The sequence below is a fragment of the Wolbachia endosymbiont of Anurida maritima genome (genome assembly GCF_042182995.1).
Lineage (GTDB): Bacteria > Pseudomonadota > Alphaproteobacteria > Rickettsiales > Anaplasmataceae > Wolbachia.
Genome location: NZ_CP102058.1, coordinates 743,001 through 759,378, shown reverse-complemented (window position 1 = coordinate 759,378; position 16,378 = coordinate 743,001). Strand labels below are relative to the sequence as shown.

At 34.9% G+C, this 16,378-nt stretch carries 16 protein-coding genes, 1 tRNA gene and 3 pseudogenes; 10 read left to right on the top strand and 10 right to left on the bottom strand.

Annotation, left to right across the window (positions count from 1 at the left end):
* Positions 1-133 precede the first annotated feature (133 nt).
* Both NOX90_RS04210 and NOX90_RS04205 read right to left on the bottom strand, forming a co-directional pair.
* Positions 134-859 (bottom strand): triosephosphate isomerase, encoded by a 726-nt coding sequence (locus NOX90_RS04210; protein WP_375603661.1) that lies wholly within the window; start codon positions 857-859, stop codon positions 134-136.
* Positions 860-883: 24 nt separating this feature from the next.
* Positions 884-956 (bottom strand) — tRNA-Thr (locus NOX90_RS04205).
* Positions 957-1,034: 78 nt separating this feature from the next.
* On the opposite strand from NOX90_RS04205, the gene rsmA reads away from it, so the two are divergent.
* Positions 1,035-1,820, top strand: a complete 786-nt coding sequence (gene rsmA, locus NOX90_RS04200; RefSeq protein WP_375603660.1) for a 16S rRNA (adenine(1518)-N(6)/adenine(1519)-N(6))-dimethyltransferase RsmA — start codon at positions 1,035-1,037, stop codon at positions 1,818-1,820.
* A gap of 173 nt (positions 1,821-1,993) precedes the next feature.
* Here the strand turns inward: rsmA and NOX90_RS04195 are convergent, their stop codons facing one another.
* Genes NOX90_RS04195 through NOX90_RS04185 form a run of 3 tightly spaced genes read right to left on the bottom strand, consistent with a single transcriptional unit; the run spans position 1,994 to position 3,763 of the window.
* The gene (locus NOX90_RS04195) at positions 1,994-2,383 is read right to left on the bottom strand and encodes a cytochrome c-type biogenesis protein CcmH (protein WP_375603659.1); all 390 of its coding nucleotides are present in this window, start codon (positions 2,381-2,383) and stop codon (positions 1,994-1,996) included.
* On the bottom strand, positions 2,367-3,407 hold the full coding sequence (locus NOX90_RS04190; RefSeq protein ID WP_375603658.1) for a hypothetical protein: 1,041 nt from the start codon (positions 3,405-3,407) through the stop codon (positions 2,367-2,369). The genes NOX90_RS04195 and NOX90_RS04190 overlap by 17 nt, the downstream gene beginning before the upstream one ends.
* Positions 3,353-3,763 carry a ferredoxin family 2Fe-2S iron-sulfur cluster binding protein gene (locus tag NOX90_RS04185; protein ID WP_375603657.1) on the bottom strand — a complete coding sequence of 137 codons (411 nt, stop codon included), beginning with the start codon at positions 3,761-3,763 and terminating at the stop codon, positions 3,353-3,355. Before NOX90_RS04185 ends, NOX90_RS04190 begins: the two co-directional genes overlap by 55 nt.
* A gap of 258 nt (positions 3,764-4,021) precedes the next feature.
* Between NOX90_RS04185 and NOX90_RS04180 the strand changes: the two genes are divergently transcribed.
* A complete protein-coding gene (locus tag NOX90_RS04180; RefSeq protein ID WP_375603656.1) occupies positions 4,022-4,237 on the top strand; it encodes a hypothetical protein in 216 nt (71 codons plus the stop codon).
* Positions 4,238-4,282: 45 nt separating this feature from the next.
* On the opposite strand, the gene NOX90_RS04175 is transcribed toward NOX90_RS04180, so the two are convergent.
* Both NOX90_RS04175 and NOX90_RS04170 read right to left on the bottom strand, forming a co-directional pair.
* Positions 4,283-4,666: a transposase gene (locus tag NOX90_RS04175; RefSeq protein WP_375604573.1), complete on the bottom strand. Its 384-nt coding sequence runs from the start codon at positions 4,664-4,666 to the stop codon at positions 4,283-4,285.
* 17 nt (positions 4,667-4,683) lie between these two features.
* On the bottom strand, positions 4,684-5,049 hold the full coding sequence (locus NOX90_RS04170; protein WP_375603639.1) for a transposase: 366 nt from the start codon (positions 5,047-5,049) through the stop codon (positions 4,684-4,686).
* 67 nt (positions 5,050-5,116) lie between these two features.
* On the opposite strand from NOX90_RS04170, the pseudogene NOX90_RS04165 reads away from it, so the two are divergent.
* From NOX90_RS04165 to NOX90_RS04155, 3 genes and pseudogenes are all read left to right on the top strand, one after another.
* A pseudogene (locus NOX90_RS04165) lies at positions 5,117-5,286 on the top strand (IS5/IS1182 family transposase); the annotation flags it as partial.
* A 26-nt stretch (positions 5,287-5,312) separates the two neighbouring features.
* Positions 5,313-5,773: pseudogene (locus NOX90_RS04160) on the top strand (transposase); the annotation flags it as partial.
* 116 nt (positions 5,774-5,889) lie between these two features.
* Complete coding sequence (locus tag NOX90_RS04155) at positions 5,890-7,605, top strand: ABC transporter ATP-binding protein (protein WP_375603655.1); 1,716 nt, start codon at positions 5,890-5,892, stop codon at positions 7,603-7,605.
* A 558-nt stretch (positions 7,606-8,163) separates the two neighbouring features.
* On the opposite strand, the gene NOX90_RS04150 is transcribed toward NOX90_RS04155, so the two are convergent.
* On the bottom strand, positions 8,164-8,547 hold the full coding sequence (locus tag NOX90_RS04150) for a transposase (RefSeq protein WP_375604573.1): 384 nt from the start codon (positions 8,545-8,547) through the stop codon (positions 8,164-8,166).
* 17 nt (positions 8,548-8,564) lie between these two features.
* Positions 8,565-8,807: a transposase gene (locus NOX90_RS04145; protein WP_375603654.1), complete on the bottom strand. Its 243-nt coding sequence runs from the start codon at positions 8,805-8,807 to the stop codon at positions 8,565-8,567.
* 356 nt (positions 8,808-9,163) lie between these two features.
* On the opposite strand from NOX90_RS04145, the gene NOX90_RS04140 reads away from it, so the two are divergent.
* The 5 genes and pseudogenes from NOX90_RS04140 (at position 9,164) to gatB (ending at position 15,976) form a co-directional block, all read left to right on the top strand.
* Complete coding sequence (locus NOX90_RS04140; protein ID WP_375603653.1) at positions 9,164-9,676, top strand: hypothetical protein; 513 nt, start codon at positions 9,164-9,166, stop codon at positions 9,674-9,676.
* 76 nt (positions 9,677-9,752) lie between these two features.
* On the top strand, positions 9,753-11,036 hold the full coding sequence (locus NOX90_RS04135; protein WP_375603652.1) for a hypothetical protein: 1,284 nt from the start codon (positions 9,753-9,755) through the stop codon (positions 11,034-11,036).
* Between the two features lie 207 nt (positions 11,037-11,243).
* Positions 11,244-12,942 (top strand): annotated as a pseudogene (gene argS, locus NOX90_RS04130) (arginine--tRNA ligase).
* Positions 12,943-12,996: 54 nt separating this feature from the next.
* Positions 12,997-13,875 (top strand): ankyrin repeat domain-containing protein, encoded by an 879-nt coding sequence (locus tag NOX90_RS04125; protein WP_375603651.1) that lies wholly within the window; start codon positions 12,997-12,999, stop codon positions 13,873-13,875.
* Between the two features lie 667 nt (positions 13,876-14,542).
* Positions 14,543-15,976, top strand: coding sequence for an Asp-tRNA(Asn)/Glu-tRNA(Gln) amidotransferase subunit GatB (gene gatB / locus NOX90_RS04120; protein ID WP_375603650.1), 1,434 nt, complete (start codon positions 14,543-14,545; stop codon positions 15,974-15,976).
* Here gatB and NOX90_RS04115 read toward each other — a convergent pair.
* The gene (locus tag NOX90_RS04115) at positions 15,956-16,372 is read right to left on the bottom strand and encodes a YqaA family protein (RefSeq protein WP_375603649.1); all 417 of its coding nucleotides are present in this window, start codon (positions 16,370-16,372) and stop codon (positions 15,956-15,958) included. The two genes, gatB and NOX90_RS04115, sit on opposite strands and share 21 nt — an antisense overlap.
* Positions 16,373-16,378 lie beyond the last annotated feature (6 nt).

Genomic DNA, 16,378 nt, shown 5'->3' with positions numbered 1-16,378 from the left:
CCAGTGTCACCTTGACAACCTTCATCTCGCTACGTGTTAGCGGATACCGTGACGGTATGACTAGGGAGTACGCGTTAGCGGAATCTACTGAGACGCCCGTGATAGCCCTATTTCTATAGTGAGTAATTCCCTCTTATCTACTTTTAGAATTGATAAGAGAAAACTTTTTTTCAACCTGTTGTATGATTTTATAAAAGTGATCGAAATCTAAGCTTGCACTGCCAATTAAAACTCCTGATAAATTTGAAATATTTAACAAATTTTCTATATTTTCTGAACTGACTGAACCACCATATATAATGTGTTTTTTACCAGTACACAATTTTATTACCTCTATCACCTCAGCAATTGCATCATTATTTGGCACATGACCTGTGCCTATTGCCCATATTGGCTCATATGCTACGGTATATGCACCGTGTGTTGGCAAGCAGTTTTTGCATTGATATTCTATTACTTCTTTTGTTTTTTCATTCTTATAATCTTCTGAATTTTCACCTACACAGATAATTGGGTGTAAGCCTGATTCTATTGCTATTTCCGACTTAAGTTTTATTTCACCATCTTTTTCATTGGCCCTTTCAGAATGCCCAAGTATTACGTAAGTACACCCTAGTTCTTTTAACATTTCTGCGCTAATTTCACCTGTGTAAGAACCGAACTTTTTATGATGGCAATTCTGTGCTCCTATATTAATATTATTGTTCAACTCTATACTGCTTGGAAATGATGTAAAAGGAGGGCAAATTACTAATTTAGAGGTAATTTCGTTGCTCTTGTTGTTAAGTTTGCCTATAAAGTCAACAAATGAAGAACGCATTCCATTCATTTTCCAATTTGCTACTATTAAAAAGGACATCAACTTTACTTATATGAGTGAGAGTGCCGGCTGTCGGACTTGAACTGACAACCTACTGATTACAAGTCAGTTGCTCTACCAATTGAGCTAAGCCGGCGTTAAACACATTAATAATATACAATTATCAATGGATTTTAGTCAACTGATTTTTAAAATACTGTATAATGAAAATAATATGAGAAAATTTTTACTGAAGCCAAAAAAGAGTCTAGGGCAAAATTTTATTTTATCGAGTGAGATAACAAAAAAAATCGTCGCTTTAGCTGGTAGTCTGGAGAATTTTAATGTCATTGAAATTGGTCCTGGATATGGTGCATTAACAAGAGAAATATTGGTGCATAATCCAAAGTCTCTACTTTCTATAGAAAAAGATAGAGATTTAGTAAAACACCATGACCAACTGCTAAATGAACATCAAGGAAGGTATAGAATTATAGAAGCAGATGCACTTCATGTTATAGAAGAAGAGCTGATAGAACGTCCAGTTAAAGTTATTGCTAACTTGCCTTACAATATCTCGGTAGCGTTATTTTTAAAGTGGTTAAATAATATAAAATTTTTTACGAGTTTGACATTAATGTTTCAAAAAGAGGTAGCAGATCGCATTACAGCAAGACCCAATTCTAAAGATTATGGTCCTCTATCAGTGCTAAGCCAGTTACTGTGCGATATAAAAAAGGAATTTGATATTGAACCTAAAGAGTTTTTTCCAAGACCAAAAATACATTCTTCAGTAATTACAGTAAATCCTTTGCTTACCCCAAAGTTTGCAGTAAATTTGGAAACCTTAATAAAATTAACACGTGCTGTTTTTGCTCAAAGAAGAAAGATGCTGAGAAATAGCTTGCAAAATATGACGAACCACGCTGAAACTGTCCTTGAAAACGCTAAATTGAGTGGAAATGAACGTCCAGAAAACTTAACTATTGAGCAGTTCTGTTTGCTGGCAAATAATATATAGTACGAACATTATCTACCAGATCCCAGTATCGGCTACTTGGATGACAAAGGAGGACGTTATTCCAGAGTCAAGCTACTTGCATTTGTTGTAAACTCACTTTTACTCTATGGTTATCTTTTTATACTACCTTATCAACTATGTTTTTTTTAAAGTTTTTTATTTGTGTAATTTTGTCACTCTCCTGAACGGATACTGTATTTTCGTATTAGAAAACACCCAATAAGCAGAGGTGTAAGTGGAATAAACCACAAAATGTAAGTGCTAGATTTTATAGGCGGTACGATTATAATTGAATTGCCGTAAGAATTTTTTAACTCTGAGATTATCTCTTCATCAGTGTATCCATCATTGATTTTTTTACGAATTGCTCCTCGCATATCATACGCGATCTGAGATCCAGATTCAGACAATGATTCGCCAGAACATATTGGACACCTTATTATTTCAAATAAACTTGTTGCTCGTTTTTCCATGCTTTTATCTCTGAGTTTATTATCCAGAGTAAAAGCGTTTACGCCTGAGTGGAATATCAATATGAAAAGTAAACTAACTACTGCTCTCATCCTTGGTTAATTGGGTTATTTTACTGAGCTGGTTCATAAAATCAGTGGTGGATAACTTTCCAATAAAGCTTGACCCTACATCATCATCGTACTTTATTGAAAATCGAACGCTGTCATCAGTTGTTTTTTCTGATAAGGAAGACATTAATTTTTCAAACGCATCTGAAGTTTTTGAGTCACCAATCATAAACGAGATTAATTCTTTATAATTTGATATAGCCACGTTGATTTTGTCTTTAAATGAAGACGTAACCAAATTATAATTTTGCACTCCACCATCTGCAGCAAGAGAAAAATTATTACTTTGAATTAAAAATTTCTCTATGTTGAAATTAATTCTGGAAGCTGAGATGTGGTTTACAAATTCGTAATCAAATTTAGTGTCGATACTAAGGTAACTTTCAGGACTTGCAGTATTTTTATACCGATAAGTATAAAAATCAAATCCTAGTTTAGTATTTCCACTTGGTTCTTTATCGAGGTAAAAGTGAATGTAATTGCTTTTATCATTCACTTCAGTTATAACACTTTGCTGATTTTCTAAAACATCACATTTTAATCCATAATCTTCGTAACGAAGTGTATCTATATAGTCTATCACGGTACTATTTTTGTTGAATCGCAGTGAAGATGGTAAATCGTTTAGTCTAACAACAAAGTGGCTGCTATCGTTTGTGTGGCATTTTATATTCTTTTTCTCATCACCATGAACAGTAATATCAACTTCATTACTTGGTGTATAAATATATACTGATTTATCGAATAATCTGTTTTTTATCAGTAAAGCCTCGGATGAAATAGTCAATTGCTCATTGGAAAGTTTTGGGTTTGTCACACGGAAAATTAGGTTAGAAGGAAATCCACTAAAATCATGTGAAATATCGAACTTTTCGTCGTTAATGTATAGTATTGTTTCAGCTAAAAGATTTTTTACCTTACATGCAGAAAAATACCAAAAACCACTATACGCTACAGGAATAAACAAAAGTAAAGAGATGATAATATAGATAAAAATCTTACGCATGCATTCCCCTGTTTATCTAATGATATATTTCTTGTACCCCTTGGTATGGTTACACACAAGCCGTCGATATCTTTTGTGATTTTTATTTGGCATCCAAGCCTCGACGTCTCTGTTAAGCCGAAAGCTAGGTCTAACATATCATTTTCCTCATCAGATATGGGATTATGCGTTTCTACAGCATCATAAAATTCTGGATCAACAATCACGTGGCATGTAGAGCAAGCAAGAGAACCTTCACATGCACCTTCAAGCAGATCTGGATCACTTCTGTGGGCTAAATTGAGCAGAGTTTCTCCCTCTGCAGCTTCATAGCTTTTCTTACTCCCATCCGGTAAAATAAAAGTAACAGATGGCATATTATTCCTATTAAAATCCTTACTAATTTCTCTATATCCTACAGGTAATAACTAATATTTGCAAACTCTTTGCAATTCCAGTGCCTATTTCTTGTTATCCAAGTACCCCTTTCTTGTCATTCAAGTAGCCCTTTGTTGCCATCTGAGTAGCTTGACTACTTGGATCCAGGGTGGCTTTGTTGCATAGCGTTCAGAAAAACTAGCAGTTACTGACAAAATTCATTATAAAATAGCCATTTAACTGCTTAAAGAAAAAATATGCCACAGAAAATGAAAGTTAGTAACCAAAACGAATATAACAAATTCCTTGAAAAAAGGGGAAATATTTTTCACTTCATTAACGAAGCAATTGAAAATTGGTATGAAAATAGTCCAAAAATGCAAGGCGGCAACTATATTTACAGTGATAAAGTTGTAATTTTGGTGCATATAATCGTCATTAGACTTCTTTTAAAATTGTTAGAGGGAGTGTAAGATGAAGTATGTGAAAGCATGAAATATAAGAGCATGTCTTCAAACTCAAGAATGAGCTAATTTGTGAAGCATAATAGTGATCATATTAAAAAAGATGTTATTTTTTGAAGTGAGAGGAGAATGCTCATAATCCTTACTCATACGTCTAAAATTGGAGAGCCAAGCAAAGGTTCTCTCAACAATCCAACGTTTAGGAATAACCTGAAATCCTGTATCAACTACTTTCTTGGTAATCGTCAACAAACATCCAGTTTCCAATAAACAGCGGTTTTGCAATTTACCTGTATATCCTTGATCAGCAAAAAACTTACGTAATGTTGGAGCTTTGCATTTGGCTTGAACAAAAAGATTTAGTGCACCATCACGATCTTGAATGCTTGCACTGTGTACTTCAGCAGCAATTACAAGACCTAGAGTATCTACAACGATGTGGCGTTTTCTACCCTTTACTTTCTTGCCAGCATCATATCCTCTGGATCCCCTTTTTGAGTGGTTTTTACTGATTGACTGTCAATTATTCCTACTGATGGAGTTTCATTCTTACCAATTATCTTTCTTAGTTTTTTAACTAGAAAATCATGAATTTCTTGCCATATTCCACTTTTTTTTAAACGCGAATTACAACTATACACGGTTTTCCATGGTGGAAAATTCTTAGGTAGTTGTCTCCATTGACAGCCTGTTCTCATCACATACCTTATTGCATCGATAATCGTTCTGATACTGTGTTTTCTTGGTCTGCCGGTCTTTTTAGGTTCAAAATATTGCTCTATCATCTTCCATTCTTTGTCACTTATATCGCTTGGGTACATTTAAAATATATCTTATAACACACTTCTTAACTCCTTTCTACTTAGTTTGAAGACATGCTTTAAGGGAATAGAAAAGTTAGAAGGAGAAAAGTTTCGACGTTTAACAGGGGTAAAAAAAGCAACATTTGAGCAAATGGTAGAAATTCTAGAAGTGGAGGATAAAAGAAAAAAGCTAGAAGTGGAAGAAAAAGTAAACTTTGCATAGAAGACAGGCTACTTATGGCACTGGAATATATAAGCAGATGTTCTGATTGCATGTGTAAAAAAGCTTTCCTGCAGCTATAAATAGCTAAAGCAGAAGTACAGCTATGTATAGTGCATCAGATAAGGAATTCACTGAAATATGTATCAAGCAAAGATGTGAAAGTTTTCATGAATGATCTGAAAAAAATATATCGTGCTGCAAGCAGAGAAATTGCCGAGAATTACTTACTTGAGCTAGAAGAAAAATGGGGATCCATTGGTTGTAAAATCGTGGCAGAATAATTGGATCCGGCTATTTTAAGTATTCTGAGGAGGCTAATTTAATCCTATTGAGGGGTTGCATATACAGATTAGAAAATTCACTAAAACTAAGGGCTCATTTACTAGCTTGTATAAACAGGTATATTGTGCTATAAAGAAGGCAGAGGAAAAGTGGACGATGCCTATATCTGATTGGGCATTAACTATCTCTCAACTTGATATTTTCTTTCCAGATAGATTGAAAATTGAGTTGAACTAAAAATGCGGTTTGACACACTTTTTTGAACATTCCCCCTAAATTGCTTCATGCTACACCTTTCCCCTTTCCCCTGAAACTAGAATCTATATACTTAACTTTAGAAACTTTAAAATACGATGCGATCTAATATTAGGCAGTTATTTTACTATATAAAGCCTAATCTATCTTATTTCATCATAGCTTTTATTGCAGTTTTATTTTCAGCCTTAACGATCCTCCTCTTTGGCAGAGGCTTAAACAATATAATTGATTCTGGCACAGAGCACGATTTTACTACCAAACTATTAGTTGCAATACTTATAGTTTTAGCCATTTCTCTCACTGCATTTACTCGGTTATATTTCATTGGCATTGGCAGCGAGAAAGTTATCGCAAGAATCAGATATGACTTATATAGCAGTATCACTAACTTGCAACCAAGTTTCTTTGAGAACACAGGCGTACAAGATGTTATCTCAGCACTCATTACTGATACATCTGTGCTGCAATCAATAATAAACAGCAGCTTACTAACCATATTACGAAATTTTGTAATATTGATTGGTAGTGTTGCCATGTTACTATATACAAATATACAACTAACTGTGTATGCAGCTGCAATAATACCTATACTACTCATTATTATGACCTCACTTGGAAAAAAAGTGCGTAGCTATGCACGCTTTGCCCAGGATAAATTAAGCGAGCTTGCATCACTTAGTGAGGAAAATTTTAGATCTATAGTGACTATCAAATCGTTTGTACTCGAAGAAAATGAAAAAACCCGTTTTAAGGAGCATTTAAACTCAGTATCAAAATCATACGTAAAATTAGTACTCTTGCGTGCTATTTTAGTAACTCTAGTTATCACGTGTGTGATAGGGTCACTAGTTGTTTTGCTCTTTTTTGGTATTAAAGAAGTCTTAAGCAATAATATAACTATTGGAGAACTCTCCTCATTTGTGTTTTATTCAGCGCTCGCGGCAGGAGCTATCAATAATTTGAGCGATAATATCAGTGATTTACAACGAGGTCTTGGAGTAATAGAGCGTTTATTTGAATTTAAAAATATGAAAAGCTCTATAGCAGATCCCGATGATCCTATAAAAATTTGTAGTGTTCAAAAAGGAATTGCGTTTAATGGCGTAACATTTTTTTATGAATCCCAGTCTGATAAGCCAGCGTTAAATAACGTATCATTTTCCATAGAGGCAGGTCAAGCAGTATCAATTGTTGGACCATCTGGCAGTGGCAAAAGCACCATTTTAAAGCTTCTGCTCCGTTTTCATGATCCAAGCAAAGGTAGCATTACTATCGATGGGTACAATATTAAGTCAATTGCGCTAAATGACCTCAGATCGCTGTTTGGCTTAGTACCACAAGATCACATGATATTTTCTTGCTCAATAATGGAAAATATACTATATGGCAAACCGGGTGCTGAATATGAGGAAGTAAGGCAAGCAGCTATCGGTGCTTATGCGATGGAATTTATTGATAAGCTACCTGATAAACTTGATACATTTGTAGGAAAAAGAGGGTTAAAACTTTCTGAAGGACAAAAACAACGTATTATAATAGCAAGAGCCATACTCAAAAACCCTCAGATTTTAATACTGGATGAAGCAACCTCTGCTCTTGATTATAAAAGTGAGAACCTCGTGCAAAAAGCATTGAGCAAGTTAATGCAAAACAGAACAACAATCGTAATTACGCACAGACTATCAACCGCACTTAAAACTGACAAGATTATAGTAATTAATCATGGAAAAGTAGAAGAAGTAGGCACTCATGACTCTCTAATGAGTAAAGACGGGCTATATGCAAAACTGGCGAAGATACAGTGGAATTGAAAGAAAATTTAGATCATATCGTTGGTTGATATGCTAGATTTATAATTAAAGTTATTAAATTTTTAATCATTTTAATTTATAATAATCTAATAGTATTTTTCAAAGGATTATTATGGTTTATAATTACAGTAATTTACCAAAACTACCATTTACGGGTTATAATTTGCCAGTACCAGCCTTACAAGCACCAGTATCGAATTGTGCACAAGCTTGTACACCTGCATTTGTACCTTGTACTACTAATTCCTGCCACAATCATTTTAACTCATATCATAACTATTATGATACATGCCATAATCCTTGTGATACGTTTGATTTTTTCTGCTAAGAGATTAGATTTAAATCACTAACAAACGTACGTTCTTTCACTCTTGCTATACGTACTTCCAATAGCACATGGGAAACCATGTGCTTCACATTTTGCTTTAAAATACAATAAACAGGTGCTTGCTTGTCATTTACATTGGCTATAGCAGTTCTACCAAAATTTGTTCCAGAAATATAACTAATTTGACTACTGACAGCTTTTTCTTGAAATCTTAGAGCATGTCTTCAAACTCAAGAATGAGCTAATTTGTGAAGCATAATAGTGATCATATTAAAAAAGATGTTATTTTTTGAAGTGAGAGGAGAATGCTCATAATCCTTACTCATACGTCTAAAATTGGAGAGCCAAGCAAAGGTTCTCTCAACAATCCAACGTTTAGGAATAACCTGAAATCCTGTATCAACTACTTTCTTGGTAATCGTCAACAAACATCCAGTTTCCAATAAACAGCGGTTTTGCAATTTACCTGTATATCCTTGATCAGCAAAAAACTTACGTAATGTTGGAGCTTTGCATTTGGCTTGAACAAAAAGATTTAGTGCACCATCACGATCTTGAATGCTTGCACTGTGTACTTCAGCAGCAATTACAAGACCTAGAGTATCTACAACGATGTGGCGTTTTCTACCCTTTACTTTCTTGCCAGCATCATATCCTCTGGATCCCCTTTTTGAGTGGTTTTTACTGATTGACTGTCAATTATTCCTACTGATGGAGTTTCATTCTTACCAATTATCTTTCTTAGTTTTTTAACTAGAAAATCATGAATTTCTTGCCATATTCCACTTTTTTTTAAACGCGAATTACAACTATACACGGTTTTCCATGGTGGAAAATTCTTAGGTAGTTGTCTCCATTGACAGCCTGTTCTCATCACATACCTTATTGCANTCGATAATCGTTCTGATACTGTGTTTTCTTGGTCTGCCGGTCTTTTTAGGTTCAAAATATTGCTCTATCATCTTCCATTCTTTGTCACTTATATCGCTTGGGTACATTTAAAATATATCTTATAACACACTTCTTAACTCCTTTCTACTTAGTTTGAAGACATGCTCTNNTAGCAGCATTTTGCTGTGGCAAAGCTTTTCAATGCGAATATCTTCTATATTAAAGTCGTATTTTGAAATGTACTGTAAGTTTGTATATGCTAATTTTAGCCTCAAAATTATTAAACCATTAACTTTTTTATCCTATAATAATCTAATAGTTATTTTTTAAAGGATTCTTATGAATTATATTTCCTCATCTCCACGTGTTGGTTCATGTATTCCTACGCGCACAGCTTGCACAACTGACCCACGGTACCATCATAATTTTGATCCACATTGTCATAACCACTTTAACCCACATTGCCATGACCACTTTGATCCGTGTTGTGATAGACTCGAGTTAAATATACAGCTTCCTGATATAAAAATACCTCCTTGTCCAGAACCTAAAAAACCAATTGACTTTTCAAAGCTTTCAATAGTAGTTGATGCAGTTTCTGGAGAGATTAAAGATGCCAAGACTAAGGAACCTAGTGGCTTAATGTTTGCAAAATGTAAAGAAATTATAGATAAAACTGACAACAATCTTGAAATTGGTCCAGACAATCGTCTCAAAGGAGGATGTGATAGCAATTCTGAATGCAAAGCTTGTGTGGATGCGATAAATGACTCTATAATAGATGCACGCACAGAATCAGCATTTTCTCCTGAAGAGATGTCAGCACCAGAATACATTGTTCATATTATATAAAAGTAACGAAGGTGTGTACATTGTTAGTACACACACCCATTTTATGTTAATTCTTATTTATTAATGGAGCTATTTTATGTTAAAAAACACTTTTCCTTATTCAAATTATAAGCATGCAAGTCATGTATGTCATCTGCCACGTATATTGAAAATTAATTTACATACAAAGCTAGATGATGGTAAAGACTGTAAGTCCAAGATTGATGATAAAACTAAGGATGAACTAAAAGAAAAGATTAAGAATGAACTAAAGAAAGATCTTAAGTTTGAGATTGGTGATAAGACTAAGAATGAACTAAAAGAAAAGATTAAGAATGAACTAAAGAAAGATCTTAAGTGTGAAATTGATGATAAGACTAAAAATGAATTGAAGAAAAATATTAAAAATGAACTAGAGAAAGATCTTAAGTGTGAATTTGATGATAAGACTAAGAATGAACTAAAAGAAAATATTAAGAATGAACTAAAGAAAGATCTTAAGTGTGAATTTGATGATAAGACTAAGAATGAATTGAAAGACAAAATAAAAAAAGAAATAAAGGATGAGATAGATTGTAAGTGTGATGAAAATGGCAAGAAAAAAGGTGGTGACGATGGTGAAAATGAAGTCAAAGAAACGGTTTCTATTACATCTCAAGAAATAACCTCGGATCATGCTGATTCTACAAAGTGTGGAAGTTTTAGTGGTTACTACAAGACATATAATCAGGTAGGTCGCCACGGTTTTAGTACATCTGAATTACTAGAGGCATTTTACCCTGAGATGTATAATAACCCTAAAATTGCGGAACATTTGAAAATGGGATCAAAGGTCTTCTATGGTGCAGTAAATTACAAATTTGCTTTTTCAGAACCTTTTGATTACTCATGGGGAAATGCTAGCAATATGTGGTGTAAAGAGTGTTCGGATAGTAAAGGCGAGATTGCCTGTCAAGGTAATGAAATTAAAAGTTTCTGCTACCCTGCAGGTTACTATGCGAATCAAAACTATAACGAGAGCTTCTTTGCTGAAAGGACATGCCCTAATCTTGTTAAAGTATCCGGTGCAACTACTATTAAAGCAAAACAAGTTGCGCCACTAATACTTGTTAATTCCTTAGGAGAAATGATAGATAAAGAAGGTAATAACACTAAAATATACTATTCCAGCTTATCGCTTTATCTTAAGGCTAATGGCCATATAAAAGATTGTGCAGGTGACGCGAACTGTAAAAGTTTTGCTGAAATTATGAAGAAAGTTGCATGGGATAGTGATAAGGAAGTACTATTAAAAACTGTTTCTGGTGATTTGCAAAAAGCAAATCCTTACTATTATGACAATGAGGATAATTCTGTTTCCGTTGATACTAATTTTGTATAAGACTGAATGCTTTCTAGGCTTTTCAGCTTAGAAAGCATTTTTGTAGAAAAATAAAATGAATAAACAGCTGGCAGCATTTAGCGCCATAGACTGACGCTCTGCCAATTGAGCTACATTTGCCAATAGAAACTTATATGACATGAGATAAGTCTTCAACTAGCCCCACTTGTCCGCTATACTGCTATAGATTTTATAACAGTATAGTGAATGAGCATTTTTAAGCGGATTTTTTCTCTGATTTCTGGCAAATTAGGTGAATTAAAGCAAACGGGTGTCATAAATACAAGTGCAGAAAATTTTATTGTGGAACCTCCAAGCAATAGAGCACATGGAGATATTTACACAAATGTTGCTATGGTGCTTGCAAAACATGAAAAGAAGAATTCCATTGAAATCGCAGAGGTTTTAGCTAAAGAGTTTGAACTTTTTGATGAAGTTGAAAAAGTGGAAATAGCAGGCCCTGGTTTCATCAATATTCACTTGAAAATGGAAGTGTGGCATGGGATTTTAAAACAAATAAATGAGCTAAAAACGGAGTTTGGCACTCTAAATATTGGAAATAATCAAGCTGTCAATGTTGAATTTGTATCTGCAAATCCAACAGGCCCTCTGCATATTGGTCATGCAAGAGGGGCAGTATTTGGTGATGTTTTAGCAAATTTACTAAAGAAAGTTGGTTATAAAGTTACTAAGGAATACTATATTAATGATGCTGGAGCGCAGATAGATACACTAATAAAGTCAGTGTATCTTCGATATAAAGAAGCTCTGGGAGAGAAGATTAGCATCGAAAAAGGTTTATACCCAGGTGAATATTTAAAACTGATAGGGGAGGGGCTAGCTAAAAAATATGGCAAGGAGCTTAGAGAAGAGGAAGATAATTGGGTAATTAGAGAATATACTTTAAGTTCTATCTTAGAACTCATAAAGGAAGACATGAACTTGCTTGGAGTAAATCATGATGTCTTTACTTCAGAGTATGAGCTACAAAAAAGTGGCAAAATCGAAGAGAGTGTAAAGATATTGTCTGACAAGGGTCTAGTGTATGAAGGGTACTTGGAGAAACCAAAAGGCAAAGAAAGTGAAAATTGGACTTCCAGAAAAGAAATGTTATTTCGCTCTACAAAATCTGGTGACGACGTTGACCGTGCATTGAAGAAAGAGGACGGCAGTTGGACTTATTTTGCCTCGGATATCGCTTACCATTTTGATAAGATATCACGTGGTTTTAACAATATGATCGTAGAGCTTGGTAGTGACCACGGCGGTTATGTCAAAAGGCTCAAAGCAGTCGTCTCTGCGCTCAGAAGCAAAAATAGAGGTAAAACTGCATAGTATTGTGAATTTTTTCGAGAACGGCAAACCTGTTAAGATGTCCAAAAGATCAGGAAACTTCCTAACAGCAAGAGATGTAGTGGAGGAAGTTGGCAGGGATATCACTCGTTTTATAATGCTGACACGCAAGAATGATATGGTCTTGGACTTTGATTTTGCTAAAGTTAAAGAACAGTCAAAAGACAACCCTATTTTTTACGTGCAATATGCGCACGCTCGTGCTCATTCGTTAATGCGTAATGCTCCAAAAGAGCTTCCAACAGCAGATCCTTCACTTTTAAAGACAGGTGGAGAGCTCTTCCTCGTAAAAACCTTAGCAAAGTGGCCAGATGTGGTAGAAACTGCAGCAAGGCTTTATGAGCCACACAGAATTACTTTCTACTTACTTGAAGTTGCAGAAGCGTTTCACGTTTTATGGGGGTATGGCAAGAGTGATTTAAACATGCGTTTCATACTGGAAGACAACTTAAACCTCACCGCTGCAAGAATGTTTCTCGTACAAGCCTTAGCACACGTCATCGCTTCTGGACTTTCTATCTTCAATATAGAGCCTTTGGAAGAGATGAGTTGATTTTTTTGCCATAATATGTGATAATTAAAATATTATTGAAGTAGGGATAAAATTATGACAATGAACTATAAGCAGTGGAAAGAAATATTAGGTGCAGTTAATAAAGAAACAGATTTAAGTAAAGACAACGTAATTGACAAAATAAAAGAGGAATTAAAGAAATATCCAGAAGCTGGCTTTGATGATCAACTTACATTATTACATTTAGCTGCTTCATGTGACTATGCAAAAATAGTAAACCTTCTAATAGAAAATGATGCAAGTGTTGATGTGNTAGAATACAAAGGGGTGACTCTTTTACATCACGCTGTTGGAGGAGGTCATACAGATATAGTAGAAATTCTAGTAAAAAACGGGGCGAAGGTTGATGCAAAGACTAATGTAGAAGAATTTAAAGGATATACTCCTCTACATTGCGCTGGTGAAGAAGGTCATACAAAGATAGCAAAATTTCTCATAGCAAATGGGGCAAATGTTAATGCAAAGGCTGATCATCTAGAAAAAGCAAAAGGTATTACTCCTTTACATTTAGCTGCTTCATGTGGCCATACAGAAGTAGTAAAAATTCTCATAGCAAATGGGGCAGATCCTTTATTAAAGGATAAAGATGGTGAAACTCCGAGAGATTTAGCTGAATATGACTTTATAAAGAAGCTTCTGGAAAAAGCAGAAGAAAAACAGTCTATATCAACAATCCAAAAAGGTATTTACGCCAGTAGTGCAACTGCATTATTAGGCACTGCTGTAGCAGTGGCACTTTTTGTAACCGGAACGGTTGCAGTTGAGTTAATACCTATAGTAATAGCAGTGGTTGCAATTGCAGCAGCAGCACTAGCAGTTGGTGGTATTACATATATGATGTTAAAACCTAGTACTGAAATGGATGAAGTGGAAGAAGAACAAGGCATAACTGGGAATGAGCGGAAAGCTTGATCTGCTGGATTCCAGCACTGGAATTTGTTATTGCAACACGGTAGTCCCTTTTCCTTTCATCCGAGCCTCCTATGATGTCATCCCAGTGTCACGCACTACCTTCCGTATAAATATTAAAAAATTTACCAAACGAAAAAAAGGCAAAAGAAGCCCCGTGGTTGGCTAATTACTTACATTATACTTTCAAGTATGGCGTTTTTTAAGTCTTAAACGCTGCAATTTAGCTGCTTTTAAATGCAACTAACCTTAGCTATAAATGTTTAAGAAACTTACTAAACAGAAAAAAAGGCAAAAGAAACTCTAGGGTAGCTAGTTATTCACTATCCATTTTTTAAGTTGGCGTTTTTTTATGTTTTAAACGCTTTATAAGCGCGTTTCAGCTTATGTAGGTAGAAATTTGTAAAGACATAAGGTGCACATAGTGCAAAAAATTAAACATGATACGCCAGGTACGTGAGTTTTTTTGTCATTTAATCTGTACAGAGAAGATAAATAAATAGCTTCAGTACCATGATAAGAGGGCTGGCGGAGTTTATCAAGGAAGCTTTTGCATTTAATCCGTTTCTATGGGTAGAACAATCTGCATACCACTTAGCTAACATGAGTTTTGTTTTGACTTTTTGTGTTAATTTTGCAGAATATTAAGATTATCATTTAAATAAAATACATGACAAAAGAGGATTGGGAAGCAGTAATTGGGCTTGAGGTGCACGCTCAAGTTTCTTCTAATACGAAGCTATTTTCTAGCTCATCAACGGAGTTTGGTGCTGAGCATAACACTCAAGTTTCTCTAGTTGATGCGGCAATGCCAGGTACGCTGCCAATACTAAATTATTACTGCGTAGAACAAGCAATACGCACCGGTCTTGCACTTTCTGCAGAAATTAATAAGTGTTCTTACTTTGATCGGAAAAATTATTTTTATCCCGATTTACCTCAAGGTTACCAGATAACTCAGTTTTTTGAGCCAATAGTTAAAAATGGTAGAGTATTTATCAACGACAATGAAAAGGAAATAAGAATCGCGAGAATTCATTTAGAGCAAGATGCAGGAAAGAGCATTCATGAGGAAAGCAAAACTTATGTGGATTTAAATCGTGCAGGGGTTGCTTTAATGGAAATTGTTTCAGAACCAGATCTCCGTTCATCTGCAGAAGCTGCAGAATGCATGAAAAAATTGAGGCAGATTTTGCGTTACATTGGTTCATGTGATGGTGATATGGAAAAGGGATCACTTCGTTGTGATGCAAATGTTTCTGTCCGCCTAAAAGGCAGTAGCACATTTGGCACTCGTTGTGAGATAAAAAATCTGAACTCGATACGTTATATTGTGCAAGCTATAGACTATGAAATACAAAGACAAATTGAAATTTTAGAAAGTGGGGAAGAAATAAGTCAAGATACCTTATTGTTTGACGTTGCTTCGGGAAAAACAAAAGTGATGCGAAACAAAGAGGATGCAAGCGACTATAGATACTTCCCTGAGCCTGACTTGTTGCCTGTTGAGGTAAGCCAGGAGAAAATTGATTCTATTAAATCATCTTTGCCTGAGTTACCAGATCAAAAAAAGCTGCGATACATTGAGAAATTAGGTATCAATGAATACGATGCAAACGTTATTACTTCCGATAAGGCAACCGCTGATTACTTTGAGGAATTGATAAAAAAACATGATTCAAAGCTCGCGGTTACTTGGTTAACTGTAGAGCTTTTCGGTCGTTTAAATAAAGCAGGTATTGATATTGTGAGCTCTCCAATCAAAGCCAATGCCTTGTCCGAACTCTTAGATTTTATCGTTGATGGAACGATCTCTGCTAAACTTGGCAAACAAGTATTCGATAGTATGTTTGAAACTGACAAACCTGCATCTCTAATTATAGAAGAGCAAGACCTAAAGCAAATAACTGATAAAGGTCAAATAGCAGAAGTTATCGACACAATCATCAATAACAACCAAGATAAGGTTCAAGAATACAAAAGCGGTAAAACAAAGTTATACGGGTTCTTTGTTGGCGAAGTTATGAAACTCACCAAGGGAAAAGCCAGCCCTGATGTTGTGAATTCAATTTTGAATGAAAGATTAAATAATAGTAAGTATTAGATATAACAAATAGAGGAAATTAGATAGAATGATTAAAGGGACAAGGATATAAAGGTTTAACTTAAAACAACCTGATAAAATTTGAATCACACTTCCAAGTGCTGGCACCCATGAAAGTAATGCAACTGCACAAATCAGTAGATTTCTTACGATTTTTGGTGTTTTATGCTCGTTCTCTAGTTTGTGGTATGATTTTCGTATAGAGATTGTTATTTTACCTAAATACCAGTTAACTATTCCACCAAGGCTTGATCCTAGTACTCCAAAAAATAACATAAGTAGTGGAGTGTGATACGACCTGAAATAAAGCATGGTATTGAACACAAAACCTTGATGTATGGGTAAAACTAACGATGATACTAGACTATCTGTGAATAATAGGAAGTAATTTTCCATATGAGT

Coding starts and splice junctions, on each gene's coding strand:
- NOX90_RS04145 (WP_375603654.1), bottom strand. CDS start 8,807: ATGAGAACAGGCTGTCAATGGAGACAACTACCTAAGAATTTTCCACCA.
- NOX90_RS04140 (WP_375603653.1), top strand. CDS start 9,164: ATGAATTATATTTCCTCATCTCCACGTGTTGGTTCATGTATTCCTACG.
- NOX90_RS04210 (WP_375603661.1), bottom strand. CDS start 859: ATGTCCTTTTTAATAGTAGCAAATTGGAAAATGAATGGAATGCGTTCT.
- NOX90_RS04185 (WP_375603657.1), bottom strand. CDS start 3,763: ATGCCATCTGTTACTTTTATTTTACCGGATGGGAGTAAGAAAAGCTAT.
- NOX90_RS04180 (WP_375603656.1), top strand. CDS start 4,022: ATGCCACAGAAAATGAAAGTTAGTAACCAAAACGAATATAACAAATTC.
- NOX90_RS04155 (WP_375603655.1), top strand. CDS start 5,890: ATGCGATCTAATATTAGGCAGTTATTTTACTATATAAAGCCTAATCTA.
- NOX90_RS04195 (WP_375603659.1), bottom strand. CDS start 2,383: ATGAGAGCAGTAGTTAGTTTACTTTTCATATTGATATTCCACTCAGGC.
- rsmA (WP_375603660.1), top strand. CDS start 1,035: ATGAGAAAATTTTTACTGAAGCCAAAAAAGAGTCTAGGGCAAAATTTT.
- NOX90_RS04170 (WP_375603639.1), bottom strand. CDS start 5,049: ATGTACCCAAGCGATATAAGTGACAAAGAATGGAAGATGATAGAGCAA.
- gatB (WP_375603650.1), top strand. CDS start 14,543: ATGACAAAAGAGGATTGGGAAGCAGTAATTGGGCTTGAGGTGCACGCT.
- NOX90_RS04135 (WP_375603652.1), top strand. CDS start 9,753: ATGTTAAAAAACACTTTTCCTTATTCAAATTATAAGCATGCAAGTCAT.
- NOX90_RS04190 (WP_375603658.1), bottom strand. CDS start 3,407: ATGCGTAAGATTTTTATCTATATTATCATCTCTTTACTTTTGTTTATT.
- NOX90_RS04115 (WP_375603649.1), bottom strand. CDS start 16,372: ATGGAAAATTACTTCCTATTATTCACAGATAGTCTAGTATCATCGTTA.